Origin of the sequence: Sodalis sp. RH19, from assembly GCF_047324215.1 — a bacterium.
Lineage (GTDB): Bacteria > Pseudomonadota > Gammaproteobacteria > Enterobacterales > Enterobacteriaceae > Acerihabitans.
The window spans coordinates 4,457,948-4,476,588 of the sequence record NZ_CP178734.1 but is presented as its reverse complement, the minus strand read 5'-3'; the positions used below and the strand labels follow the sequence as shown (position 1 = coordinate 4,476,588).

The window sequence follows — 18,641 nt, the reverse complement described above, 5'->3', positions numbered from 1 at the left end:
GCCGGTTATTCAACAGAGGTTAACGTCAGACCGGCATAGCTGGTCACCCAGGCGGCCTGGGCCGCCAGTTTCAGGCGTAGCCGGGCGATTTGTTCGGCTACGCGGACCGGCGCGGTTCCGCCCCAGGCGCAACGCGCGTTGATAGCCGCCTCCAGGGTCAGGCACTGGCGCACCTCGCCGGTCAGGCGGGCATCCACCCCGGCCAGCTGATCGTCGCTGAGCTGGTGCAACGCCAGTTGTTGCTGTTCGCACAGCTGTACCAGCCGGCCGGTGATTTCATGGGCTTCTTTAAACGGCACACCCCGGCGGGACAGCCAGTCCGCCACCTCGGTGGCCAGGGTAAAGCCCTCCGGCGCCTGCTGCAGAAGTCGTTCGCGGTCGACGACCAGGGTCTCGATCATGCCGGCCATGGCCGGCAGAACCAATAACAGCTGTTCAACCGTATCCATGGCATTGCGCTTGTCTTCGATCAGATCGCGGTTATAGGACAGCGGCAGGCTTTTCATGGTGGCCAGCATCGCCGTCACGTTGCCGATTAAGCGCCCGCTTTTGCCGCGGGTCAGCTCGGCGATATCGGGGTTTTTTTTCTGCGGCATAATGGAACTGCCGGTGGCGTACGCATCATGCAGCGATACCCAGCGGAACTGGCGCGAGGCCCACAGGCAGACCTCTTCGCACAGCCTGGAGAGATTGACGCCGAGCATGCCGCCGGCAAACAGAAATTCCGCCACATGATCGCGGCTGGCCACCGCGTCGATGGAATTTTCGCAGGGGCCGTCGTAACCCAGATCCCGCGCCGACAGCTCGGGGTGCATGGCAATCGCCGAACCGGCCATGGCGGCGGCGCCCAGGGGGGACAGCGCGCAACGTTTATCCCAGTCCTGCAAGCGCTCGACGTCGCGGGCAAACGATTGGGCATGGGCCAGGAGCTGATGACCGAACACGATGGGCTGGGCCTGCTGCAGGTGGGTAAAGCCGGGGGCGATGCTGTTGATATGCTGCTGCGCCTGCTGCACCAGCGCCGTTTGCAATCCCAGCAGGGCGAGGACGATTTTCCGCGCGTTATCGCGCAGGTAAAGGCGCAAATCGTTGGCGGTCTGGTCATTGCGGGACCGGCCGGCGCGCAGTTTACCGCCCAGTTCCCCCAGCCGCTCGGTCAGCATGCGCTCAATAAAGGTATGCACATCCTCATCATCAATACTGGGCTGGATACGGCCCTGGCGGTGGTCATCGGCCAATTGCCCGATGGCCGCCACCATCAGGTCGGTTTCCCGCGCGTCCAGCAGCCCGGCGCGCTGCAATTCGTAAGCATGGGCGCGGCAGCCTTCCAGGTCGTAGGCGGTGAGGGCAAAATAGGCGTCGGGGCTGCGCGACAGCGCGCTGAGCGCGGCGGCGGGGCCGCTTTTGAAGCGTGCTCCCCATAAACGTTCTACCGGTTGTGGCATGGCATGCTCCTTTCATGGCATGGATGTTGCAATCTTTGCTTTATCCGCGGTCGGTGATGAAGACCGGAAGAAAAGAGGACAAACATCCGCTGGCCATGGCGAAATGAGATAAAAGAGGCTGTTAAATTGATAATGGAGAACGAGGGCGTGGGGGTAAATAGTTATTATGGAAAGTCCACTTTCCAAATTTGGAAACACGTCGCCAGTCAAAAGTGATATTAATCAGCAGAACATTGGCGTTGCCGATTTAAAGCTTTTGCGGGTATTCAAAACGGTAGTTGAGGCCGGAGGATTTACCGCGGCCTGCAATGAATTAAATATCGGACTGGCGGCGATAAGTAAACAAATATCCGATCTTGAAATCCGTTTCGGCATGAAACTGTGCACCCGGGGACGTGAAGGATTTTATCTTACCGAGCATGGTAAAGTGGCTTATCTGGCGTGTCTTGATTTGTTCTCATCGATAAATCAGTTCCGGGATACGTTAAACCATGCCCGCCATGAAATATTCGGTGAATTAAATATCGGCATTATCGATAATACCATCACCGACGCGCAGTCACCGGTGGTGGGGGCGCTAAGCGAGATACACCGCCAGGCGCCCAAGGTCAGCGTGCGTCTCCATGCCACCCAGCTTGAGGAAATCGAGCGCGGCGTTATCGACGGCCGTTTCACCTGTGGCATAATACCCGTCTACCAGGAAAAACCCGATTTTGATTATTTCTTCCTTTATCATGAAATAGCCTATCTTTGCTGTTCAAACCGGCATGAGCTGTTTTCTTTGGCGCCTAACGCATTAACCAATGAGCGTATTGCCAGCGCCAGTTTAATCAGGCATTTCTACACCAATCATGGCCATCAAAATCCCGGGCTTCATTTTTCCTCTTCCAACGCCGTGGCGGTACAGGTCGAAGCGGTTACCATGCTTATCCTTACCGGTAATTATGTCGGATTTTTGCCCGCACATTATATCAGCCGCTATGAGCGCGAAGGAAAAATCAAAGCGCTCAAACCGGAGAGTATCTCGGTGACCACGCCGTTTAATCTGGTGGTAAAAAGAGGCGCGGCGTTAAATTCCGTGGTGAAGTTATTTCGTGATGCGCTTAAAAATGCCGCCATCGCCCCGGCGGATCATACCGGGGCAGAATAATGCACCGGCCCCGCGGCATTGCACCACCCCTGGGCAATCGCTTAAAAGATTTATCACCCACTTGGAAAATATCCCGCAGCGCCAGTCACCTTACCGATTCCGCCCGCCGAACTGACATTGGTTAAATTTATTTACATATGTAAAGCTAATGAGTAGTATTCTCATTATCTTCTTTGCGCGCCCTTCTATGCCAGACTCATCAGGCTGCGCGGGGGCGGGAAAGAATCATAAAAGTAGCGGTCAACTCATTGATTTAACAAAACAACGGTCTTGTGGAGAAAGAGAATGTCGGCAGTGCCAGGGGTAATGAAATGTAGCGCGGGGCAACGGGTAACTCATTCAGGCTGGACATGCTCTTTGTCCCTTATTGCCACGTTGATTTCATCCTTTGTCAATCCGGCATGGGCGGATGAGCCGGCCGGCGAAAAAGCGTCTTCTGATGAAACGATGGTGGTCAATGCCCAGGCAAGCGGCACAACCGATGCCGCCCGGCAGGATTACAGTGTGCCGGTCACCCGCGCCGGAACAAAAATGCTGCTGGTGCCGCGTGATATTCCTCAGTCCGTCAGCATTATCAGCAAACAGCGCATGCAGGATCAAGACCTGCAAACCGTGGGCGAGGTACTGACCAATACCACGGGCATAACCGCCAATAATATCGACTCCGATCGTTCAACGTATTATTCCCGCGGTTTTTTCATCAACAATTTTCTTTATGATGATATTCCCACCACCCTGAGCGACGTTTGGAATTTCGGCGACGCCGGTTCGGATACCGCTATTTATGATCGTATCGAAGTGGTGCGCGGCGCAACGGGGCTCCTGACCGGATCGGGCAATCCCTCCGCCGCTATCAATATGGTGCGCAAACGTGCCGATAGCCGCGAATTCCAAGGCTCTGTTTCCGGCACTTACGGCACGTGGGATAAGCAACGGATGGTAGCCGATCTTTCCGCGCCGCTGACGGAATCAGGCAACGTGCGCGGCCGCGTTATTGCCGGCTACCAGGATAACGATACCTGGCTTGATCGCTATCATAACCGCAAAAAATTCATTTATGGCGTTATTGACGCCGACCTGACGGATTCCACCACGCTATCATTGGGTTATGATTATCAGGAAAGCGATACCAGCAATCCCACCTGGGGCGGGTTGCCGACCTGGTACAGCGACGGCAGCCGCACGCATTTTGACCGCAGTTTTAATCCGGCGCCGGACTGGAGCTACTCCAGCCATGAGTCGAAAAAAGTCTTTGCCGATCTGACCCAGCGCTTTGCCAACGGCTGGCAGCTGCGCGTCAACGGCACCCATGCCGAAACCGATTTCGACTCCAAGCTGATGTATGCCGACGGTTTCCCGGATAAGGACACCGGCGAGGGCGTTTCCGCCTACGGCGGCTGGAATAAAGGCAAACGTAAGCTGGATTCCGTCGATACCTACGCCACGGGACCCTTTGAGCTGCTGGGCCGACAGCATGAGCTGGTGGCCGGCGCCAGCTACAGCAAACAAAATAATCATTTTTTTAACTCCCAGGCCACCATTACCGAGTCCGATATCGGCAATTATAACAACTGGAACGGCCATATCGCCGATGCGGACTGGAGTCCATGGGTTGATTATTCCAACGACACCATCCGGCAAAAATCGGTCTATACCGCGGCCCGTTTTTCGCTGGCCGATCCGCTGCACCTGATCGTCGGCGCGCGCTACACCGACTGGCGCGCCAATGGCTCGACCGCCACCAGCGATAAAGACGACGTCACGCCCTACGCCGGCCTGATTTATGATATCAACGACACCTGGTCCGCTTATACCAGCTATACCGCCATCTTCCAGCCGCAGACCTACCGGGACGCCAGTAAAAACTATCTGGACCCGACGACGGGTAAAAACTATGAAGCCGGCCTGAAAGGCGACTGGTACAACAACCGTCTGACCGCGTCTTTGGCGATTTTCCGTATCGAGCAGGATAATGTGGCGCAAAGCGAAGGCACCTATATTCCCGGTACGACGGAAATGGCCTATCGCGGCGTCGACGGCACCGTCAGCAAAGGCGTCGAGTTCGAACTTAACGGCGCGGTAACCGACAACTGGCAAGTCACTTTTGGCGGCGCGCGTTATGTGGCCGACGATCAGGACGGCAACGCCATCAACGCCGAACTGCCGCGCACCTCGCTGAAATTGTTTACCCGTTATCAACTGCCGATGCTGCCCGATCTGGCGGTGGGCGGTGGCGTAAACTGGCAGAACCATACCTGGCAGGATGCCGCCGGCCCGCAGGGTACGATGCGCGCCGACCAGGGCAGCTACGCGCTGGTCAGCCTGTTCAGCCGCTACCAGGTTACCCGCCAGCTTTCGGTGCAGGCCAATATCAACAACCTGTTCGACAAAGAGTACTATGACTACCTCGGTCCTTACGCGGTATATGGCGCGCCGCGCAATATGTCGGTAACGGTGGGTTACACCTTCTGATCATAGACAGGGCGGGAGATATCCCGCCTTGTCTTCTGGCATCCATACCCGTTAACCCGCGGTTTTAACTGCGGCGTCAAATCGTACCTCCTTTAAAAATCTGATAGCCTAGGTCAATAGAGTAATTGACATCTTCATGGCGGATTTTTTTCAGCACCATTTCCGCCGCGCATTTTCCCATGCCGATACGCGGGGTAATAACGCTTGCCAGGCGGGGGGTAATGGCCCGGCCGATATCCAGCCCATGGAAACCGGCGATGGCGATATCGCCGGGGACGGGGATATTTTGCCGCAGGCATTCCAGCAGCGCGCCCACGGCGATGTCGTCATTGGTGCAAAACAGGCCGTCCAGATCGGGGAAGCGTTTTAGCGCCTGGTTAAAAATATCGGCGCCGAGGGAAAACGAGGAGATTTCATTGGCGGTGAGCATCAGCGGTGTTAAATCGTAAGACTTCATCGCCTGGGCATACCCCTGGTAGCGCTGGCGGTCGCGTAAATCATCCCGCGAACCAAGATAGACAACCCGGCGTTTGCCGCTGGCCAGCATGGTCGACATCATATCGAAAGCCGCTTCCTGGTTATCATAGCCCACCTGGATATCCATAAATTCCTCACGGGTATCCATCACTTCAACAACGGGGATTTTAGCGGCCAGCAGGCTTTTTATACTGCGCAGGGTATGTTCTTTTTCCATCAAAATAATGCCGTCGATGCTGTAGGAAAGCAGATTAACAATCTGCTGCTCTTCCGTTTCCTTGCTGTAATTATAATTGGCGATTAATGTCTGGTAATTATTAACCGAGGTTACGGACTCGATACCGGCCAGCACGTCGGAAAATACCTGATTATTAAACGACGGCACCAGGATGCCGATGGAGTGGCTGATGGAATTCAGCATCATCTCCGGCGCCCTGTTTGGAATATAATTCAACTCTTCGATAATACCGGCTATTTTGGTCCCGGTCGCCTTGGCAACTTTTTCCGGCGTGCGCAGATAACGGCTGACCGTGGTTTTGGTGACGCCGGCAAAGGTGGCGATGTCTTGCATGCTGACCCGGTATTTTTTCATTCCACCCTCACTGACGATCCCGGTCCTGTTGCCATGGCCGGCAGACCGGGGATAGCCTTTCGCGCGACGCTCCAGGCGTTCTGTCGGACTGGGCGCGTCTGGTGCATATCCCCGGCCTCCCTATCAATTATTTTCAGTGCGCCAACTAATGGATAATCATATTGAGCAATAGTACACCGGCTAATCCGATAAACGAGATAAGTGTTTCCATGACCGTCCAGGTTTTTAAGGTTTCAGCCACGCTCAGGTTAAAATAACCCTTAAACAGCCAAAAACCCGGGTCGTTGACATGGGATGCGATCACGCTGCCCGCGCCGGTCGCCAGCACCATAAGCGCCGGGTCGGCATGGGTGACGGCGATAATCGGCAAAACAATGCCCGAGGTGGTGATCGCCGCCACGGTGGCCGACCCCAGCGCGATGCGCAACAACGCCGCGACGCACCAGCACATGACAAGCGGCGACAGCGACGTGCCGCGCATGATATTGGCGATAAAATCACCGACGCCGCTGTCCACCAGTACCTGTTTAAAGGCGCCGCCGCCGGCGATAATAAAGATGATCATGGCGATGGCGGCAATGGAATCGCCCAGGATATCCATCACCTGGCCGATCTGGCGCCCGCTGCGCAGGCCGAGAGTAAAAATACCCAGTACGATGGCGGCAAACAGCGCCACGGCGGGATTACCAATAAATTCCAGCAACAGACGCACGCCGTCGTCTTTCGCCATGGTCATGTCGGCGATCGCAGCCAATGCCATCAGAATGACCGGGATAATGGCCACGGTCACACTGACGGCAAAACCGGGCATTTCCTGTTCGGTAAAAATTTTCGGGTTGAATAATCCCGCCGGCGGTTCTTTTTCAAATTTTTTCAGCAGCTTGGAAAAAAGGGGGCCGGCGATAATGACGGTCGGAATAGCGATGATCAGGCCATAAATCAGCGTGGTGCCCAGGTTGGCGTTAAAAATGATGGCGATAGCGGTAGGGCCGGGATGCGGCGGCAAAAAGCAGTGGGTCACCGACAGGGCGGCAACCATCGGAATGCCCACATACAGCAAAGGCAGCCCCGAGGCGGCCACAATGGTAAATACCAACGGCAACAAGAGGACGAAACCGACTTCATAGAACATTGCCAGGCCGACCACCAGCCCGGTTATCACCAGCGCCCACTGGATGCGTTGTTTGCCAAAAAACTGTATCAGCGTCGTGGCGATGCGCTGGGCGGCGCCGGTATCGGAGATCAGGCGTCCGAGCATGGCGCCGAATCCCAGGATCATCGCCAAACCACCCAAGGTGCCGCCAATACCGTTTTGAATCGAGTGCATGACCGCCAGCGGTTTCATGCCCTCGGCGATACCCACCACCGCCGCCACAAACACCAGGGCGATAAAACCATTGACTTTAAATTTGATCATCAATATCAGGAGTAATATTACCCCCAATGCAATAATTATAATCGGCATATACAATCCCCATGCTAATGACGAAAAGTCGCCCGCGGGCGGCTCCCGTCATTTATTTATTATTCGTTATTTTTTTTACTTTCAGACTGCCGCTAACATACCGCCGTCAACAAAGATCAGGTGACCGTTGACAAAATCAGAGGCTTTCGCCGCCAGGAATACCGCGGCGCCGATAAGTTCCTGCGGGTCTCCCCAGCGGGCGGCCGGGGTGCGTTTGGTCAGCCAGGCGGTGAATTCCTGGTTATCGACCAGGGCTTTGGTCATTTCGGTATTAAAATAGCCGGGGGCGATGCCGTTAACCTGAATATTATAACGGGCCAGTTCCACACACATGCCGCGGGTCAGCATTTTAACCGCGCCCTTTGACGCCGCATAGGGGGTAATGGTGTCACGGCCGAGTTCGCTTTGCATGGAGCAAATATTGATGATTTTACCCCGGTTGCGTTTGATCATGTTACGGGCAACCGCTTGTGAAACCAAAAATACCGCCGTTTGATTTACCGCGATAATATCGTTCCAGTCTTTCTCAGGAAATTCGGTAAACGGATGGCGTCGCTGGATGCCGGCATTGTTAATCAAAATATCAATAGGGCCGATATCGGACTCAATTTGCTCAATAGCGCTATTAACGGCCTGGCTTTTCGTCACATCAAATGCGACAGAATAAGCGGTATACCCTTGGTCCCGTAACTGCTGCGCCGCTTTTTCCGCGCGGGCGGCGGTAATATCATTGATGATGATTTCCGCACCCGATTGCGCCAGTCCGTTGGCCAATAAAAAACCAATGCCTTGGGCGGAGCCGGTAATCAGCGCTTTTTTATTTTTTAATGAAAAAATATCGTTCATTTTGGATCCCTATTTTCAAAAAACCAACTGTACTTTTGACGCTAACGATTTGTCCGCCGCGAAGATCAACGCCTGTTCAAGTTCGGCCTGCGGATATTCACCGGATAACAACGGCAGCGGGTCGATGGTGCCGTTGCCCAGCCAGGCCACGGCGGTATTAAATTCGGTGGTGAAACGAAAACTCCCCACCAGCCTGATTTCCTTGGCTATGACCATCATCATGGGGAACTCCGGCGTCACGCCGCCCATGCCGACCTGGACTAAGGTACCCCTGGCCCGGGTTAATTCCAGGCAGCGCGTAATGGACTGGGGATGGCCCGAGGCTTCGAACGCGATATCGAAGTAGCCTTTTTGATCGGCATACGCGGAGAAATCACCGGCCGCCGCATGCAGGGTTTTGGTGGCGCCCATTTGGGCGGCGATATCCAGGCAACGCTGGCTCAGGTCGGCGCAGATGATTTCCCGCGCGCCCGAGGCCTTGGCGGCCGCCACCAGCAAGCTGCCGATAGGCCCGACGCCGGAGACAAAAACGGTTTTACCCTTAACGTCCCCGGCCTGATTCACGGCGTGAATGGCCACCGCCAGCGGTTCGGCAAAAGCCATGACGCGTTCATCGAGGGCATTGTCAAAGGGGATGCATTGTTCCGTATCCACGACTTTAAATTGCGTGAATCCGCCATCCACATGCGGGAAATACATGGCGCTGCCGAAAAAGCGCATATTAATACATTGATTTTCCTCACCGGACAGACAATATTTACACTGTTTACAGGGCTTGCTGGGGTTAATGGCCACGCTCTGGTTAACGGATAACCCCGGGGCATCGCTTTTTACCACATGGCCGATAACTTCGTGCCCCAGAATCATGGGCTGGCGCACTTTGAAATTTCCGACCGCACCCTCCTGGTAATAATGCAGATCGGATCCGCAAATCCCGCCGCGGGATATTTTAACCAAGGTCCCCTGGCCGGAATATTCTACGTTTTGCGCCACCACGGCAACGGCTTTTTTCCCGGTAACCACGCAAGACTGGGTATCAACGTTCATTTTTATTTCCTCAACGGTAATGTCGTTGAGGTGCAGTTAAACGGCTATGGATGTGCAAAACTGTGATGGATGTCACTTAAAAATGATGTAACGAAAATGATGTAACGCATAACGTGATTGACTTAATAAAAAGCAACCTCCGTTCAAAATGAACAAGAAATAATGTGAATAACCCGGTATGGTAAATTGGCCGCTAAATAGATGCTAATTATGTTATTAGGTATTTGCTATCCCTCATTATTACGGATCGCGAGAGTACGCCTCTGATAAACAGGCGATAGTTACCGCCGCCGCCTGTCCAGGCATTGTCGGTTGCCGGTGCTGGCTTTATGTATGCTTGGCCATTGGGTTCTATTTTTTATTTTTATGGATTTTATAGCGCGTTATATTCCGCAGGGAATCATTTATCAATTAAGCGCGTCCCAAATCATTGAGGCGCCCGCCACCATCATCATGGCGTCAATCAGGCGGTTAAAGGTTTTTTCAGCCATTTTCACCAAGAATATTTTACCGATGTACATGCCGGCAACCAGCGTACCGCCTACCATCAGGCCACTGATAACGACGGACCGCGGTAGGGCGCCGATGGCCCCGAACGCCGATGCCTTGGCAAGGTAGATAGCAAAGGAGGCGGCCGCTTCCGTCGACAGCAGCGCGCCTTTTGTCAGCCCATACCCGGCAAAAAGGGGGATGGTCAGCGGGCCCGTGGAGAAAACCACCCCGGTGAGGTAACCGACCAGTGCGCCCGCCAGCGCCAGTTGCATGGCGTTGAGCGTTATTGCCCGGGCATTGGCCCAGTGGCGCGCCGGGATCAGCAGGAAGAAAAACAGGCCGATGCAGAAGTTGGAGAGGGACGCAGGCATCAGCCACAGCGTATTGGCGCCCAGGACGGCGGCGGGGATACCCGGCAGGGAATACCACAGAAAGGCCCTGATATTGATGTCCCTGCGCCACATAAGCACACGCGAAACATTACCCATAATGGCGGCGATGGCCATGATGGGAACCGCGGCCTTGGGACCAAAGGTATACGCCAGCGCCGGCAACAGCATGATGGAAGCGCCTGTGCCCACCATGCCGCTGATGATGCCGGCCGCTATTCCAATAATGACAATGATCAGATACATCACGCCGGCACGTCCTTTTTCAGGGGGTAGTAACCATGATGATAGCGATCAGAAATGGAATGGCGCGTGATAAAATATCACGCAATAGTGATAAAAAAGGACTGGTTATGCATTCACTCCCACCCCTGGCGGCATTACGGGCATTTTTGGTTGCATGCCATGCCGGCAGCTATACCGCCGCCGCCAAAGAATTATGTATTACCCATGGGGCGGTCAGCCGCCATATGCAGGTGGTTGAAAAATGGTTCGGCGTTAATTTATTCAGCCGGGAAGGCCAGCGACGCGTGCCGACGCCTTACGCCCTGACGCTGGCCCGGGAGCTGGGGAGCGCGTTTGATAACCTGTCCGACATCGCCCTGCGCTACGGCAACGGTGGACGTAATAATGTCTTTAATGTCAGCGTGCCGACCACACTGTGCCTGAAATGGCTGCTGCCCCGCCTCGATGATTTTTATACGCGCTTTCCCCAGGCAAATTTGCAGATTTCCACGGCCAATACCGAGCAATTGCACATTATCGGGCACTATGACCTGTTGATCCGGCGTGATATTAGCGTAGCGGAGTATTCCGCGATCGCGTTTTTGCAAGATCAGCATTGCCTGATGGCCTCCCCCGCGCTGCTTAAGCGTTATCCGCTCCGCCTGCCTGAGGACGTCCTCGCCTGTCCCCGCATTGAAACCCTGACAAGGCCTGGGCAGTGGAATCTGTGGCTGGCGGCGGCCGGCCTGCGAAAAACACCCGCGAGCTTATTTCGCCGTTACGACCATTTCCACGTTTCCCTGCAGGCGATGCTGGAAGGGATCGGGGTGGGATTGGGGCCGGTCAACACGCTGTCGGCGGAGATAATGCATGGCCGTCTTGTCCCGCTGTTTCCGCAATTTACCGTTGCCCCCTGTCAATACCAGGCCTTAACGCCGGTGAGCGTGCAAAAAACCGTATTGCACCAAGCGTTTGAGCAGTGGCTGGTGGTGCAGGGGAAAGCGCTAAATGCCGATGGCGATAACGACGCAAACACAACAGTCTGAGCGAATGCCGTGCCGGATGCGGGGGTCAGGAATGCCGGCAGCAATGGAATAGTCGGGGCGCTGGCAACGTTTACTTCACCGGCGGCGTGCGGTGCGGCGGTGGTATTATTCTCCGTTGCCGGACAGAGCATCAAGAACAAACGTGGCCCGATCCGCTACGTTGGTTTTTGGTATTGCCAAAATGTCATAATCCAATGCCGGGTAGGCGGTGACCAGCAGGCCGTATTCAGCCAAAGCCGCGTCAAAAGAATGCCGCCGTTCTGGATCTTCGGCATAAATTTCGGCCCAGGGCGGCGTTAAAAAAACCTTGTGATGATAGCGCAAAGAAATGCCATAGCGCTTTAAATAAGGCTTACCCGTGATGTGCTCAAGGTTGGCCGCCGCGTCCACCACCCCGCGATCGAAAAATATCCATTCGTTTGCGGTGCCGGCCCTGGTCCAATCGGTTATGGCCAGTTGGATAACGTGGCGTAAGAACGCCGCCATATCAATCCAGGGTAATGCCTGGCCGCCTCGTTTCAACTCTTCGCTCACGACGCGCCGGCCGGGTTCTTCGACAACGGTATAGCCGCGTCGCTTCAGCTCGGCGAGTAACGTGGATTTCCCACCACCGGAACAGCCGGAAATAATGATAAGTCGATTCATGTTTTCCTGTGCCTGCTGGATATGCATGCCACGATAGAATTATGCCAGGTTTGAACGTTGAGCCACCATGGGTGAAGGCCATCCTGGCCTGTTAACGTCTTTGATGATCCCCGCTATTGATGACCGGTATGGGCTTAGAAAGAGACGCGCGCGGGGGAAGGCTTGCCCACCCGCGGTCAGAAAGCATGGCATCGCCTTAACGGCCGGGATCCCCTTGCTTAAATTATCGGCACCCAGTCAATAGATGAGGGTATTGGAGCAAAAATGGATCCGGCAAGGTGTAAAAATCGCCGGGCCCGAAAGCCCGGCCAGCAACATTAGCCTACCAATGCAACCCGCCCATAGCTCACAGAACCAAAGCTTGAATGAGACTGTATAGTGGCAGAACGAATCTTAATGGTTCCCTAACTGTTCCTAATCTTGCCAAATCAGCGTAGTGAGGCCATGGGACAACGTCTCGCCCGGCATAGCGCGTTTGTCGCCGGCGCGCCTGCAAAAGCGGATTGAGGATCATTCGCCCCAATACAACGTGCACTTCACTTCCCTCAATGCGATCTCCTCACCCACCCTTATCCAGCCGCAATTCCGGGGCGGCCGCCAGGCATCCGAATCCCGCGCAGATATTTCGGCCGCCTTTGCGGGTGGCGGAAAACGTGAATATTTTTAATGACATAAAGCTACCCAGGCTAAAATATTTATTAATTATTTTTCAGTTTCTTAATCAAATTGTCGTGAACATTATCACAAATCTTACAGGGCATTATTGCCGGGGTAAAAATCTTCGGTAAAAATGCTAACTCGAATTAGCAAGAATATCTTTACCTGAAAAAACGTGCCGGCGGCAAAGCCTGTGCTCATTTTATACAGGCAAGCATGTTAACGCATTGTTTTGAAAATGCTTAATGATGTAACGGGACGGGTGAGGTTTCGTCTTCACCCGGCGGCGATGGCGGCGGACCCGTATTGACGGCCCATGGGGCGGGTTGTGAGGCAGAGCCGCCGGTGGGCGGATAACGCACAATGCCGCGCTTGCGAGCTTAAGCATTGTTTCCCCTGTATTTTTTTGCCGCCAAAGCTAACTCGAAGCAGCCTGTTAAATGTCATTGGATACACGTCATGGCATTTGGCGCCCGGGCGCTGACGCAATATAGACGGGTCTTTATCGCCGGCGATGCGGTGAAACCTAGCAACGCGTGACCCTGTTGCCGGCCGCTGCGTCTGGCGCGGCCAACAGGAAGCGCCGGCATCAACGAAGGATGAGTAGGACAGACAGAACGGCGAAATACTCGTGTACCTCAATAAGCAAGGTAAATGGGAGTATATATGCACCAGAATATGAATATCGACAAGCTGATCCTGATGGCCAAGAAACGGCTGGATTTGCAGGAGGCTCCCGGATCCACCAAAGCAGGATGGCTGATGATCACCGCCCTGCTTATCGAGTCATGGGATATCTATTCGATGGCGTTTATTATCTACGCTCTCAAAGATATCTATCATCCGAGCAGTTGGCTGCTGGGATTCACCGCCGCCGGCACCCAGTTCGGCGCCATTATCGGCGCCATGTTGGGCGGCTGGCTAACGGACAAGGTGGGCAGGCGTAAAATCTTCCTCGGCTCAATGCTGATGTTTGCGCTGTTCGCCATACTGCAGGGGCTGGCGCCGAATATCTACTGGCTGGCGATTATCCGCTGCTTCGCCGGCATTCCGGTGGGCGCCGATGTCGCCAACGGCTTCACCTACATCATGGAGGTGATGCCGAAAGGCAAACGGGAGGTGATGGCCAACCGATGGCAGTTTATGTTCGCCCTCGGCATCCTCGCGGCGATTTCCCTGGTCACTCTGTTGGTCGCCCTTGGCGTGCATAGCGATCATGTTTGGCGCATCGTCCTGGCGGTACCCGCCATCCCCGCCTTTATACTGCTGATGCTGCGCCGTGAACTGCCCGAAACCCCCGCCTGGTTTGTGGAACGGGGCCGGTTTGTCGACGCCCGCAAGGCAGCGCGCCAGTACTATGGCGATCGCGATGGACAACTGCTGGACGATCTGCTGCCTGAACACGATGTCACTATCCAACAGCCGAGCATGGGCGAAGCGCTAAAAGATTTGTTCAGTCGCAAATTTTCGCGCCGCACCACGCTGTTCGGCTGGATTTCCTGCGCGGTCCAGTCGTTTGAAAACTACGCTTTTTCCTTTTACCTGCCCCTGATCCTGGTGACCATCGGCATTTCCGGCCAGATCCAGAACAACCTGGCGCTGCTGGCGGTGAACTGCGTGGCGGCGCTTTCGGCCTTTGTCGGACCGCTGTTGCTCAAACGGCTGGGACATCGCGGCTTAAGCCAGCTCGGCTTCCTGCTGGTGACTTTCGGCATATTGTTAGCCGCCTACGGTGTATTCAAACTGAATTATCTGATGATCACCGGCGGCGCCGCCCTGATGCTGTGGGGCCATTACTGGGATTCGGAAAGCGGCATGACCGTGGTATCGCTGGTGGCCAAACCGAAATACCGCGGCGTGGCATCCGGCATCGGCTATACCATCGTAAAAATCACCGCGTTCCTGACCACCCTGGTCTTCCCGCCGCTGTTTGACACCCTGGGCGTGCCGCTGGCCTCATCGCTTATCGCCATCGCGCCGTTCCTGGCTTTTCTGGCCGCGACATTCCTGCTGCCCGAAGTCTTCGGCCATGTCGCCGGCGACAATGAATATGAAAATGATGTGCAAGACACTTCCCACGGGATGTCGGGATTCACGCATCCGGAATTGTTGAACGGACTAAAGAAAGAGGACTGATCATGACTATCACCAAAATGCCGGTAATTGAAAATATCGAACTGATGACGGCGCGCGTACCGCTGCCGGAAGGACCCTGGGGCGACCAGATCCACCACGTCACCGATATTGAGGTGGCAATCGTCGATGTGCATGGCTCCAACGGACTGGTGGGCACCGGCTTCAGCCACACTTCCGGCTGGTGCGGCGCCACCATTTCGGCCTTGATCAAGGAAATCATCCCGGATGTTATCGGACAGCGCTTGTCGCCGCGCGCGCTCTGGGATCGCAGTTACAAATATATTCACGATGTCGGCGGCGCCGGCGTCACCACCCATGCGCTTTCCGCCCTGGATATCGCCTACTGGGATTTGCTGGGCAAAACGCTGAATGTGCCTCTCATCGACTTGCTCGGACGGGTGCGCGATCGCGTGCCGTTGTATGGCAGCGGCATCAACCTGCACATGTCGGTGGAGGAGGTGATCGAACAGGTGCGCCGCTGGAAATCGAAGGGGTACCTCGCGGCCAAGGTCAAGGTGGGTAAACCCGACCTGGAAGAGGATGTCGAGCGCTTAATCAAAATCCAGGAAGCCGTGCCGGGATTCCCTCTGGCGGTGGATGCCAATCAGGGATGGAATTTCCCCCAGGCCCTGCGGGCATTCAAGCTGTTTGAACCGTTGAACCTGCTGTGGATTGAGGAGCCGCTGCCGTCGGACAATATCGCCGGCCATAAACAGCTGCGCGAGAGGACCAGCACGCCGATTGCCCTGGGCGAGAATGTCTATAATCTCAGCCAGTTCAGCCAATATATCGACAACGGTTCCGTGGATTTTGTCCAGGCCGACCTGGGGCGCGTCGGCGGTATCACCGGATACCTGGATGTCGCGACGGTCGCCCGCGCGCATAACCTGCCGATGACGCCGCATTTCGTCCTGGAACTGAGCGCCAGCCTGCTGGCCGCGGTGCCCAATGTGTCCTATGCGGAAGTCACCGACGGCGGACGCTGGAAAGATCTGCGCATCGTATTATCCGCCGGCGAGGAGGTGGACGGGTACTACGTTCCCAGCGAGCGGGCCGGTCACGGCATCATTTTGGACAGAGACTATTTGCATGCCCACAAAATATAACGTCATCACTCGATAGCAGGAGATGCATATGGAAGATACCTTATTTTCCGTCAAAGATAAGATTATCGTCGTGACCGGCGGCCTGGGGCAACTGGGCGCCCAATATGTCAAGGAGCTGCATAAACGGCAGGCCAGGGTGGCGGTTTTCGCGCAGAACATCGCTGAAGAACGGCTGCTGAAGGTGTTCGGCGAGCAGCGGGAATCCCCGCGCCTGGCGTTTTATCAGGTTGATATCACCGACAGCGGCAGTATCAATCGTGCGCTGGATGATATCGAGCGGCAATGGGGCGTACCAGACGGGCTGGTGAATAATGCCGGCATCGATACCCAGCCCAGCGCGCCGCCGGAGGTCTCCGGCCCCTTTGAGCAGTTCCCCGTGGACGTCTTCCGTAAAGTGGTGGAAGTCAATCTGGTGGGCACATTCCTGGCGACCCAGCAGGTAGGCGCCAGGATGAAGGCGGCGGGAAAAAAGGGATCCATCATCAATGTCGGATCGATCTACGGCGTGGTATCGCCGGTGCAGGATATCTACAGCTACAAAAAAGAGGATACCGGCGTGCCCTTCATCAAGCCGGTCGCCTATTCCGCGGCCAAATCGGGACTGTACAATTTTACCCGTTATTGCGCCACCTACTGGGGCCGGGACGGTATCCGGGTCAATACGCTGACCATCTCCGGCGTGGCGCGGCCGGATCAGGATCCGCGGTTCCAGAAAAATTATATCGCCCGCATGCCCATCGGCCGCATGGCCAATGAAGATGAATATAACGGCACTATCGTGTTTCTCCTTTCCGACGCGTCAGTGTATATGACCGGCGCCAATGTGGTGGTGGACGGAGGATGGACGGCATGGTAAAGCGCGGCGGGTGGGATAAATACCGGGGGGTCATTTCAGCGCTGGTCACACCGATGCATGAGGATGAATCCGTCAATTACGATGCGCTGGCAAAGGTGGTGGAACATCAGCTCGAGCGCGGCGTGGAAGGATTTTACTGCTGCGGATCTTCCGGGGAGGGCCCGCTCCTGGGCATGGAGGAACGGGCACAGCTGCTGCGCGTTCTGGCGGCGCAGGTGAAAGGCCGGGTGCCGGTGATCTCCCATGTCGGTACGGTGAGGACCGCTGACGCGGTCTCTCTGGCCCGGCAGGCGGAGCAGGATGGCGCCGACGCGGTATCGCTGGTGCCCCCTTATTATTACAAATTCTCCAAAAAAGAGATCATCGCGTATTACCGGCGGGTGCTTGCGGCCATATCGCTGCCGGTGATTGTCTATAATATCCCGCAATTCACTTCGGTTGAACTTGACGAGGAAACCGCCGACGCGTTATTAACCGATGAACAGGTGCTGGGGGTGAAGCATACCTCGCACAACCTCTATTCCCTGGAGCGCATGGCGGCAAAATATCCCGGCAAGGTTTTTTTCAACGGCTTTGATGAGATCTACCTGTCGGCGCTATCGGCCGGCGCGACCGCCACCATCGGCACCACGGTCAATCTGCAGCCCGAGCGATTTTTGGCCATTCGCGACTTATTCCGGCGGGGCGAGCTCAACCGGGCGCGGGAAATCCAGCTGCAGATTAACAATGCCGTCGAATTTATGGTGGCGCGGGGGATCTTTCAGTCGGCGAAGTATATGACGGGCCTTGGCCTGGAGGACCTCGGGCCGGTGCGGGAGCCGTTCGTTCCCTTGACGGACCGGCAAAAACACGAGCTGGGCGTGCTCAATGACACTATCCGGGAGGGTATCGCGCATGGCCAATGAACCTGCCGGCCTTGCCGCGCGTTATATCCTGCAGGATAAGGTGGCTATCGGTAAAGTCGCCGAAATCATCGCCTCGGCTTCGCTGGATCCCGCCACCACTGGGCTGGCGGTGGCCGTGGTGGGCGTTCACGGCGAATTGGCGGCCTTTGGCGCCCATCACTCCTGTCCGCCTTTGCCGCGGCTGTTGGCGCAACGTAAAGCCTATACTGCGCTGATGCTCAGGCGCAGTACCCGTCTGGTGTCGGAGGAGGTGAAAAACGGTTCCCTGGATATGCGCATGCTCAATGACGCCGCCTTATTGCCAATGCCCGGCGGCGTGCCGATCGTGATAAACGGCGCCCTGGTGGGCGCAATCGGCATAAGCGGCTTGCCGGCGGAAAAAGATATCGCGCTGGCGGACCACTGGGCGCGGCAGTTCGGTTGATACGGCGCGGATGTCAAGACGGCACGCAAGGCTATGTACCTGACCCAGCAAGACATCGCGCTCAAAACCGGGATAATAAAGCAGCACGTTTCCACCAGCGTTACGGTTTCGCCGTTTCACCTGCACGGGAGCAGCAGTTGCCGTTATTGCGCAAAGATGCGCGTTAGTTGCTGCTGGTTGAGTATTCCAGCGGCAGATAAATCGCATAGCGGCTTGCATGGCTCCCGGCATGAGACCAGCAAGACTTGTTTAATGGGAATGGATTA

At 55.6% G+C, this 18,641-nt stretch carries 15 protein-coding genes; 8 read left to right on the top strand and 7 right to left on the bottom strand.

Annotated elements, in window-relative coordinates:
* Positions 1-5 precede the first annotated feature (5 nt).
* On the bottom strand, positions 6-1,445 hold the full coding sequence (gene argH / locus ACL2XF_RS20165; RefSeq protein ID WP_410012772.1) for an argininosuccinate lyase: 1,440 nt from the start codon (positions 1,443-1,445) through the stop codon (positions 6-8).
* A 166-nt stretch (positions 1,446-1,611) separates the two neighbouring features.
* Between argH and ACL2XF_RS20160 the strand changes: the two genes are divergently transcribed.
* The gene (locus ACL2XF_RS20160) at positions 1,612-2,595 is read left to right on the top strand and encodes a LysR family transcriptional regulator (protein WP_413727420.1); all 984 of its coding nucleotides are present in this window, start codon (positions 1,612-1,614) and stop codon (positions 2,593-2,595) included.
* 306 nt (positions 2,596-2,901) lie between these two features.
* A complete protein-coding gene (gene fhuE, locus ACL2XF_RS20155) occupies positions 2,902-5,067 on the top strand; it encodes a ferric-rhodotorulic acid/ferric-coprogen receptor FhuE (protein ID WP_413728838.1) in 2,166 nt (721 codons plus the stop codon).
* A 76-nt stretch (positions 5,068-5,143) separates the two neighbouring features.
* Here fhuE and idnR read toward each other — a convergent pair whose 3' ends face one another.
* The 5 genes from idnR to ACL2XF_RS20130 all read right to left on the bottom strand — a co-directional run bounded on the left by idnR (position 5,144) and on the right by ACL2XF_RS20130 (position 10,621).
* On the bottom strand, positions 5,144-6,136 hold the full coding sequence (idnR, locus tag ACL2XF_RS20150; RefSeq protein WP_410012769.1) for a DNA-binding transcriptional regulator IdnR: 993 nt from the start codon (positions 6,134-6,136) through the stop codon (positions 5,144-5,146).
* Positions 6,137-6,281: 145 nt separating this feature from the next.
* Positions 6,282-7,601, bottom strand: coding sequence for a gluconate:H+ symporter (locus ACL2XF_RS20145; protein WP_410012768.1), 1,320 nt, complete (start codon positions 7,599-7,601; stop codon positions 6,282-6,284).
* Positions 7,602-7,682: 81 nt separating this feature from the next.
* Positions 7,683-8,447 carry a gluconate 5-dehydrogenase gene (gene idnO, locus ACL2XF_RS20140; RefSeq protein ID WP_410012767.1) on the bottom strand — a complete coding sequence of 255 codons (765 nt, stop codon included), beginning with the start codon at positions 8,445-8,447 and terminating at the stop codon, positions 7,683-7,685.
* 15 nt (positions 8,448-8,462) lie between these two features.
* Complete coding sequence (idnD, locus tag ACL2XF_RS20135; protein ID WP_413727419.1) at positions 8,463-9,494, bottom strand: L-idonate 5-dehydrogenase; 1,032 nt, start codon at positions 9,492-9,494, stop codon at positions 8,463-8,465.
* 407 nt (positions 9,495-9,901) lie between these two features.
* Positions 9,902-10,621 (bottom strand): sulfite exporter TauE/SafE family protein, encoded by a 720-nt coding sequence (locus tag ACL2XF_RS20130; RefSeq protein ID WP_413728837.1) that lies wholly within the window; start codon positions 10,619-10,621, stop codon positions 9,902-9,904.
* Positions 10,622-10,728: 107 nt separating this feature from the next.
* Here ACL2XF_RS20130 and ACL2XF_RS20125 point away from each other — a divergent pair, with 107 nt between their 5' ends.
* Positions 10,729-11,646 carry a LysR substrate-binding domain-containing protein gene (locus tag ACL2XF_RS20125; RefSeq protein ID WP_413727418.1) on the top strand — a complete coding sequence of 306 codons (918 nt, stop codon included), beginning with the start codon at positions 10,729-10,731 and terminating at the stop codon, positions 11,644-11,646.
* A 105-nt stretch (positions 11,647-11,751) separates the two neighbouring features.
* On the opposite strand, the gene ACL2XF_RS20120 is transcribed toward ACL2XF_RS20125, so the two are convergent.
* Entirely contained in the window at positions 11,752-12,318 is a 567-nt protein-coding gene (locus tag ACL2XF_RS20120) for an AAA family ATPase (protein ID WP_413727417.1), read from the bottom strand.
* A 1,296-nt stretch (positions 12,319-13,614) separates the two neighbouring features.
* Between ACL2XF_RS20120 and ACL2XF_RS20115 the strand changes: the two genes are divergently transcribed.
* Genes ACL2XF_RS20115 through ACL2XF_RS20095 form a run of 5 tightly spaced genes read left to right on the top strand, consistent with a single transcriptional unit; the run spans position 13,615 to position 18,375 of the window.
* The gene (locus ACL2XF_RS20115) at positions 13,615-15,084 is read left to right on the top strand and encodes an MFS transporter (protein ID WP_410012763.1); all 1,470 of its coding nucleotides are present in this window, start codon (positions 13,615-13,617) and stop codon (positions 15,082-15,084) included.
* 2 nt (positions 15,085-15,086) lie between these two features.
* The gene (locus tag ACL2XF_RS20110) at positions 15,087-16,190 is read left to right on the top strand and encodes a mandelate racemase/muconate lactonizing enzyme family protein (protein ID WP_413727416.1); all 1,104 of its coding nucleotides are present in this window, start codon (positions 15,087-15,089) and stop codon (positions 16,188-16,190) included.
* A gap of 28 nt (positions 16,191-16,218) precedes the next feature.
* Entirely contained in the window at positions 16,219-17,046 is an 828-nt protein-coding gene (locus ACL2XF_RS20105) for an SDR family oxidoreductase (protein WP_410012761.1), read from the top strand.
* The gene (locus tag ACL2XF_RS20100) at positions 17,040-17,951 is read left to right on the top strand and encodes a dihydrodipicolinate synthase family protein (RefSeq protein ID WP_410012760.1); all 912 of its coding nucleotides are present in this window, start codon (positions 17,040-17,042) and stop codon (positions 17,949-17,951) included. Before ACL2XF_RS20105 ends, ACL2XF_RS20100 begins: the two co-directional genes overlap by 7 nt.
* Positions 17,941-18,375 carry a GlcG/HbpS family heme-binding protein gene (locus ACL2XF_RS20095; RefSeq protein ID WP_410012759.1) on the top strand — a complete coding sequence of 145 codons (435 nt, stop codon included), beginning with the start codon at positions 17,941-17,943 and terminating at the stop codon, positions 18,373-18,375. The genes ACL2XF_RS20100 and ACL2XF_RS20095 overlap by 11 nt, the downstream gene beginning before the upstream one ends.
* The last annotated feature ends 266 nt before the right edge of the window (positions 18,376-18,641 follow it).

Coding starts and splice junctions, on each gene's coding strand:
- argH (WP_410012772.1), bottom strand. CDS start 1,445: ATGCCACAACCGGTAGAACGTTTATGGGGAGCACGCTTCAAAAGCGGC.
- ACL2XF_RS20160 (WP_413727420.1), top strand. CDS start 1,612: ATGGAAAGTCCACTTTCCAAATTTGGAAACACGTCGCCAGTCAAAAGT.
- fhuE (WP_413728838.1), top strand. CDS start 2,902: ATGAAATGTAGCGCGGGGCAACGGGTAACTCATTCAGGCTGGACATGC.
- idnR (WP_410012769.1), bottom strand. CDS start 6,136: ATGAAAAAATACCGGGTCAGCATGCAAGACATCGCCACCTTTGCCGGC.
- ACL2XF_RS20145 (WP_410012768.1), bottom strand. CDS start 7,601: ATGCCGATTATAATTATTGCATTGGGGGTAATATTACTCCTGATATTG.
- idnO (WP_410012767.1), bottom strand. CDS start 8,447: ATGAACGATATTTTTTCATTAAAAAATAAAAAAGCGCTGATTACCGGC.
- idnD (WP_413727419.1), bottom strand. CDS start 9,494: ATGAACGTTGATACCCAGTCTTGCGTGGTTACCGGGAAAAAAGCCGTT.
- ACL2XF_RS20130 (WP_413728837.1), bottom strand. CDS start 10,621: ATGTATCTGATCATTGTCATTATTGGAATAGCGGCCGGCATCATCAGC.
- ACL2XF_RS20125 (WP_413727418.1), top strand. CDS start 10,729: ATGCATTCACTCCCACCCCTGGCGGCATTACGGGCATTTTTGGTTGCA.
- ACL2XF_RS20120 (WP_413727417.1), bottom strand. CDS start 12,318: ATGCATATCCAGCAGGCACAGGAAAACATGAATCGACTTATCATTATT.
- ACL2XF_RS20115 (WP_410012763.1), top strand. CDS start 13,615: ATGCACCAGAATATGAATATCGACAAGCTGATCCTGATGGCCAAGAAA.
- ACL2XF_RS20110 (WP_413727416.1), top strand. CDS start 15,087: ATGACTATCACCAAAATGCCGGTAATTGAAAATATCGAACTGATGACG.
- ACL2XF_RS20105 (WP_410012761.1), top strand. CDS start 16,219: ATGGAAGATACCTTATTTTCCGTCAAAGATAAGATTATCGTCGTGACC.
- ACL2XF_RS20100 (WP_410012760.1), top strand. CDS start 17,040: ATGGTAAAGCGCGGCGGGTGGGATAAATACCGGGGGGTCATTTCAGCG.
- ACL2XF_RS20095 (WP_410012759.1), top strand. CDS start 17,941: ATGGCCAATGAACCTGCCGGCCTTGCCGCGCGTTATATCCTGCAGGAT.